This is a genomic window from Dietzia sp. DQ11-44, assembly GCF_014145205.1.
Taxonomy (GTDB): domain Bacteria; phylum Actinomycetota; class Actinomycetes; order Mycobacteriales; family Mycobacteriaceae; genus Dietzia; species Dietzia natronolimnaea.
Genome location: NZ_JAALEC010000690.1, coordinates 1 through 9,980, shown reverse-complemented (window position 1 = coordinate 9,980; position 9,980 = coordinate 1). Strand labels below are relative to the sequence as shown.

Here is a 9,980-nt window from a genome sequence, read left to right as displayed (position 1 = left end):
GCGCCGTGAATGTGCCTTAAAAACCTACAGTATTGCGACACTCCTGCTGCTGGCTCTGGCGCACGTCCGCTTCATGGGCCGTCAACGTTCTCGGGTGTCTCGGGAAACCGTCTCGCTAGCGGTGTGAAGAACTCATTGTCGCGGGGAGTTCTCGTAAGGCGTAGGTAGCGCGGTGCACACACGTAGTGGATCGCCCTGAGTCGCACCTTCACTCCCGGGAGTTGATCGGCAAGGCTCGCGGCGATCGCTCGGCCCTCGCGATACCAGGCCGCCGGGTCCATATCGTCGGCCCACTCCGGCAGAGCGAAACCCCCATTCGGCAAGCCGAGATTGGCGCTAGTCCCATCGTCATCCTGCCCGTAGTCCAGGAACCCGCGGTGCCAGTCCTCGTTCCACCGCCAGATACGGGCCTCGAGCTGCGAGGTGAGCCCGAGGCTGCGCGGGGTCGGAAAACCCCCAGGGCCCGGACCTGTGCGGAGCCGAGGGGGCTGGTGGTACGGCAGCCACCCGTCCCAAAGGCCCCACTCGACCCCGTACTCCGGCATAAGTTTCAGCTCCCCCGGCACATCCGGATCGGGCTCATTGCCGGGCATCCGCCAGCCGTGTTCACGTTTAAACTGACCGGTCACTGCGCATACGTAGTCCAGCTGATCGGCGGCGAGCTCGCACACCACGTACTTCTCCGCGCAGCAGAACACGAAGTGCTCCGGGAAATGTTCACCGAGGCGCTCGGCCAGTTCGTGTCCGCGGTCGAGCCAGGCCATTTCGTCGAATCCGTCCGTCCACACGGGCTGATCGACCGGACGGTCACCGAGGTGGCGGAAGTGTGTCTTGAACTGGTCGATCCAGTCTTCGATCTCGTTGCGCAAAGCCTGCGGGATCTGCAGGTCTGCCGCCACGCCCTGGTCGTACCCGGGATGACCGGGAGGGAACACGTCAGGGGATGCGGAAATGTAGGGCCGGTAATTGATGACCGGATGCAGTGCAACAAGGCGGCGATTAAACGGACCCGGGTCTGCGGGAACCCGGCACGCCGCACGACACAGGTGCGAAGCACGCAGCCCATGGAAGGTTCCATCCGACGAGACACGCATCAGCCGAGCGTAACCCGAAAGGGAATCTGGCAATCAGCGACGGGAGACGGCGCGAGACCGCCGGGAAGATTCTGCGAGAGAGCAGCAAGCGACCGAATTACGTCTCACCACTGGGGTTCGACGACAAGCCAAGCTATGACGGTATCCACCGCCCACAACGCATCGCTGGTATCGCTCAGGTCTTTGCCGCTCGCCAAGCGCCCTTCTTCCAGCAAGGCTGCCGGGTGATTGACCGCCGCCTCGTAAACGACCTTTGCTTCTGGTCCGGTGAGCGTTCCGCAGCCACGCGACGCCGGCGTTGGCGTCGGCATCTCGAATTCAGACGGCGAGGGGCCCGGCCACGCGGGGACGTCGTCGACAGTGAGAGCGGTGTCGACCATCCCCGGCTGACAAACGATTACCTCCTCGGGGATTGCGAGTTCCTGGGCCGTTGAGGAGGGAGTGCTCTCGACCGGCGGCGCCTCGGCTGGCGATGAGCTGGACGTACCGTCGCTGCCGCACCCTGCCAGGAGTGCAACCCCTAAAAAGGAAGCGCCCACGCCAGCGGCATACCGCCTGAGCATCGCTACCCCGTTCCCGTGTCGTGAACCATGAGCCGATGTTGTCACCGACCACCTTGCAGTCGCAGCATGTCGGCTCAAATCGCCGCCCTCTCTACCGATCGGCGCAACGGTTTCGCGCTGACCGACCGTCCCAGTTCCTTGGTTGTGGGACGGCGACTGTTGACGGACAGTTTCGGTTTGTGAGTCGCAACGCGCTACTCCTCGCGAGTGTTCACGAAGACCAGGTGCGCCGCCGAGAGAGAAGGTCAGGGTTGATGACGCGGGCCGCTTGAATCAGAGCGATGGCCAGTAGTCCGTAGATCCACACGGAGTACGACCACGGGCTGTGGGTAACCACGCTGACGCGGGGGTCATCCCTGGTCCAGTAGGTGCAGCGAACCCCGGCGGGGAGCAGTTCGTACCCATGGGACCAGTTGAGGTCGGTATGAAATGTGCTGACCTGTTCCTGCGGGGGAAGCCGTTCGGAAGGAAAGCCGTCCGGCACGTGACCGTCGCGAAGGGCGCAGGTATAGCCGGGGTAGTCGTTGTAGTCGTCACTGCCGGCGAAGCCGAGGAACGCGATCGCTCCGCAAATCGACAGCACTGCAGAGATCGCGGCCGCAGTTCGTCTGGCGCCTCGCCCGGTCGCCTTGAAGGAAGCCCAGACGATGAAAGCCCAGAGCGCCAGCAACAGGGCTACCGGAGGCAGTAGCGGAATCAGGAATGCCTCCACGGGTACCTCCTAGTTAACGCACCGTGCGGGAGCGGCGCAGGTACGCGTGTCAGCCGGTGGCGGACGACGAGTTCCCTCATCGCCAAACCCCTCGATTGCGGCGCTCGGTGGCGGGGTTATGCCAGTACTGGCTGGCGGTCCGATGTCGTGTTGCAGCACCTACCGCAAGCAAGATTCGCGGGAGGCGCGATTGCTACGACTGCGGGAGGTCGCGGGTCAGCGGGACTACTTCCCACTTGGTGTCGCTTCGCACCTCCTCGACCAGATCCGGCCCAGTCGAGTAGACCTCAATCCATCCGGTCTCGGGTTGAACCTCGAGGAACAGTGTCTCGTCGTCGGACCACAAGAAGGATGGCTCGGGATGGAGAAACGGGTCCATGAGAGCCGCAGTGGACGCAGATACCAGCTGGTAGTCGTAGTCGCTTCCATAGTCACCGTCATCGACGATGGTGATGATGCTTGCGGCGTCGGGTATTCCGATTGGATCACCGTTCACCGTCCAGATCGCCGCTTTCCACTGCCGGACAGTCGCTGTGCGGGAGTAGCGCTGCGCGATCTCGATGGCAGGACCAGCGCTGCACCCGACCAGGCGATCCACATCCATGGCCAGCTCCGGGGTGCCGGCGCTGTCGATCATCGATGTCAATCCGCGGTGGGGCGGATACTGCGCCCCCACACGCTCAGCGACCTCGTGCCATGAGCTCCACCCGGCGACGTCGCGGCCCGTACGGAGCGTGATCGGACACAGGATCCGCACCCCGTAGGTAAAGAGGTCTCGGACAGCGCCCACGGTCCCCGTCTCGAGCAACGATGCGATACGCCCCTCGACGCCCGCTGGCGACCACCCATCCATGTCGGTCCCCTTCCTCGTCTACGTCGTATGTCGTTGGAGGGCGCGGTACAACGTAGACCGCCCGACTCCCAGATCGCGAGCGATAGCTGACGGCCCCTCCCCCGCTTCGACGCGGGCCCGGGCTTTGGCGATCTGCTCGTCAGTCAGGACGCGTTTGCGTCCCTTGTACTTGCCCTTCGCCTTGGCGATGGCAATACCCTCGGCCTGGCGTTCACGGATGATGGCCCTCTCGAACTCGGCGAACGCCCCCAGCAGAGAGAGCATCAGGTCGGCGCGAGGATCTTGGGCGTCGGCGGCGTAGGTGGCCCGTTCGTGGACGAATTCCACGCTCGCGCCCTTGGCGGTAATCTCGCCGACGATCTGCTTGAGATCAACGAGGGATCGAGCTAGCCGGTCCATCGAGGCGACAACCAGCACGTCACCGTCGCGCAGGTACCTGATGCACTCGGCGAGCTTCACCCGGTCCGCGCGAGAGCGAGCCGACTGCTTCTCGACGTAGACCTGGTCGCACTCCCCCACCGCCTCGAGCTGACGCGCCTCATTCTGATCCGCCGCCGACACCCGCACATACGCCACCCGCTGTCCACGCGGCCGCGAAGACCGGCGAGCCGGCTTCCGTGCCGGCTCCGACTCTCCCTCGACGATGTTCTCCGAGTCCGTCGACTCGACTCGGATAGACCAGTCCATCTCATCCCGGCGTCGGAACCGAGTCCGCACGCTCCCGCGGCTGACGATGAGCACCTCCTCGCCCCCGTCACCCGAGCGATTGAGCAACGTCCCGATTCGATCAGCCATCGGAAGAGCCTTCCGTCCGGAATCTGTACCACTACACACTAGACCCCGAGGGACGACGTTTCGTAACTCTAGAAACCACCCTGTGACACAGCGGCGATGGCGGACTCGCGCTCGTCCCGCATGGGTGTACCCAAAAGAGACTAGTCGGAGCCTCACTTGCCGACGTGTGAACCGAACCGATATTCGGTGAGTTCTCCCGGCGCCTGGTGGCAGTAAAGTGCCTGGCAGCCCGAACTTTCCGCGCCGACGCCGATGGGCTCCGCCAGATGCACGCCTGGCGTAGTTCTTCAGTAGTGAACGCCGGACGCAACTGCCCAAGAGTGAGTACCAACGACGATGTGACAATGCTGCGAAGCTTGGATAGTATGCAGATGAGCAATGAGTCGGCCCTCTGGGCTTACGCCCCGACAGTCGGCCAGGCCCCTCGGTGTAGCTACGGCAGCCAGGGGCTGCTCTTTTTTGTGCCTCGCCTAGTCCCCAGCCTCAAGAAAATACACTTGAGGCTTCACGATCTCGAAGAGCTCGTTGGTGCCGTCTGTGTGAGTGATGGTTCGGCGGAACGCGGATGACACGAGATCTGGAAGCCACAGCAGCCGCTCGGCACTCGGAGAGGTCTGCAGGAGTCGCGTATTTCGTGGGATCCGATTTTCGCGGATCAATTCTTTGTGGTTCTTGTCATCCTTATTCCGGAAGTTTCTCTGGTTACGCTCTTCGAGGATGAGCAACTCTATAGGGCTCCAACTGCCGGCCCGGCCAGCGGCGAGTTCTTCCGCCAACGACCGATAGCAGGCGCGGCGAGCGTCTTCTGCGTCATGGTCGACGGGGTCTACGGACACCTGATGGGCAATCACGCAGGTCTCCTTCCCGTCAGCGAGATACCCGAGCATGTCCTCAGTAGCCCGTCGCCCTCCTGCCGTGAGCAGAGCCTCGGTGGTGTGCCAGTGCGTCGAGCCCGCAATCTCGAGAAGCCCTCCGCGCAACTCGTCCATGTCATCTTGAGCAACTACAACCGCGGTGAAAAGATAGAACGTCTTGCGGTGGTGCCCTATCGGATCCGGCGCCTGATAGGACTCGTCGAGGTAGGCGACGTGACTCTTTGTTCGGCGGTACGCCTCGGCGACAATCGACGCCTTGCGGTCAGAGAAGCCCATCTGGGGCATCTTAGACTCGCGCCGGCAGCGCACCTTCGACTCGGCCACAATGTACACACCCCAAACATTGCAACGACAGGCTTCTCCCTACGAGGGTGTCAGGTGCGATTTTTCCTAGTCGTCCTGCTTCTTCTTCGCCTCAATCAGTCGGACGGCGCGTGCGTTAACGCGATCCGAGATCAAGGGAAGGAGGCGGAGCACAAAGTGCCCGGCCCCAAGTAGCAGGACGGCCGCGAGGTCCAGCTTGTCGACGACGTCGAGAACCTGCATATCGCAACCTCCCCTCATGGTGGAGAGATGCCACGCCTGGCCGATTGCCAGGCTGAGTGCCGCGGCCAGATACTGGCCAGCGACCTGAACTGCGCCTGGGCGCAGGCTGCCAGCGTCATAGCCAGCAGGTTGTTGCGGCGAGCAAAATGACGAAAACCCGGTCGATGACCGGGTTTTTGAGCGCATGAATCCGCAACAAGAGAAATATAGCATTTCGACTGTCAAACTCGGCGAATACTCCAAGTCCAGTCGTTGCGCGAGAATAAGCAGTCTCTAGCGGTGCGTCCGGGAACTTCCTGACGGGGAATGACGGACAATCAGAGCAACCCCACCACTTGCATCCTGAAAGGTTGCTCACGTGTCATCGCCTTGGCTCACTACTGCTGTTTCGGAGTTCGGGCAGCGTTGCAAAGCCAAGTTGGCCGGTCCGGGGAGCCTGTCAAGATAATTGTGTGAATTTGGGTTAGTGATGTCTGTCACATGTGGGGGTCGAAGCGTTCCGGGTAGGCCAGTGCGAGTTCGGCCAGTGCGGCTCGCCAACCGTGGATGGTGGCGCCTTCGACGAGTCTGGGGATCGATTTCCGGGGGCCTGCGTGGCCGTCTGCTCGGCGTTGAGCGTCCTTGGCGCGTTCTCGGTCTCGTCGGTCCTCGATGTTGCGTATGGCTAGCCATAGCAGCTTGATCGCGGCGGCATCGCTGGGGAAGTGCCCGCGGTTCTTGGTGATCTTGCGCAGCTGGTAGTTCAGCGACTCGATCGAGTTCGTGGTGTAGATCAGCTTGCGTGTGGCTGGGCCGAAGGCCAGGAACGGGATGAACCGCTCCCAGGCGGCCTCCCACGACCTGACGGCGGTGGGGTACTTGGCGCCCAGCGGCGATTCGGCGAAGGCCTCCAGTGCGGCTCTGGCGGCCTCGGCGTTGGCGGCGGTGTAGATCGGCTTGAGTGCCTTGGCCACGTTCTTGCGGTCGCTGTAGGACACGAACCGCATCGAGGCCCGGATCAGGTGCACCACGCAGGTCTGCACCTCGGCGAAAGGCCAGGTCGCGGCAATCGCCTCGGACAGTCCGGTCAGCCCGTCGCAGGCCACGATCAGGACGTCTTTGACGCCGCGATTGGCCAGTTCGGCGCACACGCTGGCCCAGAACGCCGCGCCTTCCTTGGCCTGCACCCAGATGCCGAGCACGTGCTTGACGCCCTCAAGATCGACCCCGACCGCGATGTGGGCAGCGCGGGTCTTCACGTGGGCTCCATCGCGGATCTTGATGTGGATCGCGTCCAGGAACACCACCGGGTAGAACGCCTCCAACGGGCGGTGCTGCCAGGCGGCGACTTCGTCCAGGACCGCGTCAGTGACGTTGGCGATGGACTCGTGCGACAGCTCCACCCCCAGGGTCCGCGCGAGGTGGTGCTCGATCTCCCGGACGGTCATTCCGCCGGCGTACAGCGAGATGATCTGGTCCTCCAGCCCGCCGAGCCGGCGGGCGCCCTTCGGGACGAGCTGGGAGGCGAACGAACCCTGCCGATCGCGGGGCTGATCCAGCTCCACCGGGCCGACCTCGGTGGCCACGGTCTTGCGCGAAGTGCCGTTGCGGTGGTTTCCGTCCCCGCCACGGGCGTGGGCATCGCGGCCCAGATGCTCGGTCAGCTCGGCGCCCATGCCCCGCTCAAGGACGGCCTTGAGCATCTCGTTCAAAAAGCCGTCCTTGCCAGTCAACTCCAACCCTCGCGAACGGGTCTCGGCGAGTACGTGATCAATCAGCGCATCCGAGAACACCTCCCGGCGAAGCCCAGCAGCATCTGATACATCCGTAGCGTCGTGGTCGTCAACAGCCATAGCGTTCATGATTCCTCCTCCGGATCAACTCACACAGACCATCTGACACGCCCGGTCCGGGTGAGGCAGAAGCGGCGATCCGGGCTCCGATCGAACAGTTACTCGCCGCCGCTGGCGAGCACCTTTCCTTGGATGTGGTCCCACACGACGAGGTCCGCGACGACGACCGCGGCGTTCGTCCCGACTACGCGATCAGCGTCGGCGGTGCGATCACTGGGTACGTCGAGGTCAAGAAGCCTGGCGCCAACTTAGACCCGGTCTCCATGCGAGGCCACAACCTCAAACAGTGGACGAGGCAGAAGGACCTCCCGAACCTGATCTACACCAATGGCACGGAGTGGCGGCTCTACCGCGATAGCGAGCCGGTCGGAGATCCGATACACCTTGCCGGCGGGCCGCTCCGCACGGCTGGAGCGGAGCTTTCCGCGCCCGCAGAGTTCGAGCAGTTCCTGACCGACTTCCTGCGGTGGGAGCCAGCGCCCATCACCAGCGTGATCGCTCTCGTTCGGGCTATCGCGCCGCTGACTCGACTTCTGCGCGGTGAAGTCTTGGACCAGCTCGCCACCGAGCAGCGCAAGATCAAGGCGGGAGCTCGACGCGAAGATCAGCCATTCCATGGACTCGCCAGGGACTGGCGACACCTGCTATTTCCGACCGCTGACGACGCGACCTTCGCCGACGGCTACGCGCAAACCGTCACGTTCGCCCTCCTCCTCGCCCGAACCGAAGGCATCACACTCGCCGATACCGGCGGCCTGCACGCAGTGGGCACGAAACTTGCGGGACAACACTCCCTCATGGCCCGAGCGCTTCAACTGCTGACCGACTACGTCGCAGCTGACTTCAAGGTCACCATCGACCTCCTGGTGCGTGTCATCGACGCCGTGCAGTGGCCGAAGGTCCGCGCCGGCCGCCGCGACACCTATCTCCACCTGTACGAAACCTTCCTCGACGTCTACGACCCGCAGCTGCGGCAAAAATCCGGTTCGTACTACACACCACGTGAAGTGGTCGAGCAAATGGTCCGCCTCACCGAAGAAGTCCTGGAAACACGATTGGGTAGAACCGCAGGATTCGCCGACCCGGATGTGGTCGTGGCCGACCCCGCGATGGGCACGGGCACATTCCTACACACGATCATCGAGCACGTCGCGGCCCGAGTGGCCGAGCGAGACGGGCAGGGCGCCGTTGCGGGGGCAGTAAGCCAACTCGCCAAGCGGCTTGTCGGATTCGAACTCCAGACGGGCCCATTCGCCGTCGCCGAACTGCGTGCCACCGACCTACTCACCGATCTCGGTGCCAACCTCCCACCGGCAGGCCTGGGAATGTACGTCACCGACACCCTCGACGACCCCCACGCCGAACAGACCCAACTCGGATCTGGCCTTGAGTTGATCAGTCGGTCTAGGTCGAGGGCTGCCCGTATCAAGGCTAAGTCCAAAGTCACTGTGGTGATTGGCAACCCGCCCTATGACGAACGGGCACAAGGTCGCGGCGGCTGGATCGAGAACGGAAGCGACAGCGAGAAGACGAAGAAAGGCGGCGGTTACCGCCCCTTAGATGACTTCCGCGCCGAGGGAAACGGCCGCACCGAGTACGTCCTCAAGAACCTCTACATCTACTTCTGGCGGTGGGCTACCTGGAAAGTCTTCGACGCCAACGCAAACCTACCCAACGGTGACGTGGGAGTCGTTTGCTACATCACCACCTCAGGCTATCTACGCGGCGCCGGATTCAAGGGCATGCGCGAGTACCTACGCCGCACCACCAGCGAAGGCTGGATTATCGATGTCTCCCCCGAGGGAATGCGTCCCGACGTACCGACTCGAATCTTCCCTGGCGTGCAGCAACCACTCGCGATCGCGATCTTCACTCGCCGCCCGGATTGCGATTCAGATGTGCCGGCCACGATTCACTACACCGCGATCCACGGCCGACGGTTCGAGAAGTACGACGCCCTGACCAAACTGAACCTCGACGGTGACCAGTGGCGCCAAGCTCGCACAGCCTGGCAAGCACCGTTCACACCAGCAGCAGACACCGACTGGGACGACTTCCCTGCGGTCAATGACCTTCTCCCATGGACAGCTCCTGGGATAAAGCCGAACCGCACCTGGGTTTACGCGCCCGCTCGCGAAATCCTGTCGGATCGACTCCTGCGGGTTATCTCTGAGAGCGACCCCGACCGCAAGAAGGTTCTGTTTAAAGAGACGTCATCGTCCCACCTAGAAACCACCACGAAACCCCTCAGCGGTTCGGATACAGAACAAGGCACCGCCGCGCCGTTCTCCGAAGAGAAGCCGGCTCACGCCCGGGCTGCGAGGCACGTGCGGGTCGGATTTCGATCGTTCGACCGCCAATGGCTCATTGCCGATCGACGATTGATGCACCGTCCGTCCCCTGATCTCTGGGCAGCACGGCGTCCAGGGCAGATCTTCGTCGTGGAGCAGCACGCCGAAGCAATCAGCCACGGACCAGGGGTTGTGTTCTCGGCGCTGATCCCTGACATGCATCACTTCAACAATCGGGGAGGACGAGCGCTCCCGCTACTGCACCCCGGCGGGCGACCTAACATCGCCGCCGGCCTCCTTGGCGCACTGTCCACACTTACTGGGCGCCCTGTCACACCAGAGGATGTTGTCGCCTACCTAGCCCGGGTGATTCACGGGGATCTGCGGATCGCTGGGCGAAAATAGACCGAAGTGCTTCC

At 63.1% G+C, this 9,980-nt stretch carries 9 protein-coding genes; 1 reads left to right on the top strand and 8 read right to left on the bottom strand.

Annotated elements, in window-relative coordinates; all coding sequences use genetic code 11:
• Window positions 1–71 precede the first annotated feature (71 nt).
• The 8 genes from G6018_RS15700 to G6018_RS15665 all read right to left on the bottom strand — a co-directional run bounded on the left by G6018_RS15700 (window position 72) and on the right by G6018_RS15665 (window position 7,279).
• The gene (locus tag G6018_RS15700) at window positions 72–1,094 is read right to left on the bottom strand and encodes a hypothetical protein (RefSeq protein ID WP_182640120.1); all 1,023 of its coding nucleotides are present in this window, start codon (window positions 1,092–1,094) and stop codon (window positions 72–74) included.
• A gap of 104 nt (window positions 1,095–1,198) precedes the next feature.
• Window positions 1,199–1,474, bottom strand: coding sequence for a hypothetical protein (locus tag G6018_RS15695; RefSeq protein ID WP_182640119.1), 276 nt, complete (start codon window positions 1,472–1,474; stop codon window positions 1,199–1,201).
• A 394-nt stretch (window positions 1,475–1,868) separates the two neighbouring features.
• Window positions 1,869–2,369 (bottom strand): hypothetical protein, encoded by a 501-nt coding sequence (locus G6018_RS15690; RefSeq protein WP_182640118.1) that lies wholly within the window; start codon window positions 2,367–2,369, stop codon window positions 1,869–1,871.
• A 193-nt stretch (window positions 2,370–2,562) separates the two neighbouring features.
• Window positions 2,563–3,006, bottom strand: a complete 444-nt coding sequence (locus G6018_RS15685; protein ID WP_206685270.1) for a hypothetical protein — start codon at window positions 3,004–3,006, stop codon at window positions 2,563–2,565.
• Window positions 3,007–3,240: 234 nt separating this feature from the next.
• Window positions 3,241–4,017 (bottom strand): recombinase family protein, encoded by a 777-nt coding sequence (locus tag G6018_RS15680; protein WP_182640116.1) that lies wholly within the window; start codon window positions 4,015–4,017, stop codon window positions 3,241–3,243.
• 470 nt (window positions 4,018–4,487) lie between these two features.
• Window positions 4,488–5,168, bottom strand: coding sequence for a hypothetical protein (locus tag G6018_RS15675; RefSeq protein ID WP_095719448.1), 681 nt, complete (start codon window positions 5,166–5,168; stop codon window positions 4,488–4,490).
• Between the two features lie 114 nt (window positions 5,169–5,282).
• On the bottom strand, window positions 5,283–5,624 hold the full coding sequence (locus tag G6018_RS15670; RefSeq protein ID WP_182611315.1) for a hypothetical protein: 342 nt from the start codon (window positions 5,622–5,624) through the stop codon (window positions 5,283–5,285).
• A 290-nt stretch (window positions 5,625–5,914) separates the two neighbouring features.
• A complete protein-coding gene (locus tag G6018_RS15665) occupies window positions 5,915–7,279 on the bottom strand; it encodes an IS256 family transposase (protein ID WP_096905727.1) in 1,365 nt (454 codons plus the stop codon).
• Window positions 7,280–7,404: 125 nt separating this feature from the next.
• Here G6018_RS15665 and G6018_RS17485 point away from each other — a divergent pair, with 125 nt between their 5' ends.
• A complete protein-coding gene (locus tag G6018_RS17485) occupies window positions 7,405–9,966 on the top strand; it encodes a type ISP restriction/modification enzyme (RefSeq protein WP_347237883.1) in 2,562 nt (853 codons plus the stop codon).
• Window positions 9,967–9,980: the final 14 nt, after the last annotated feature.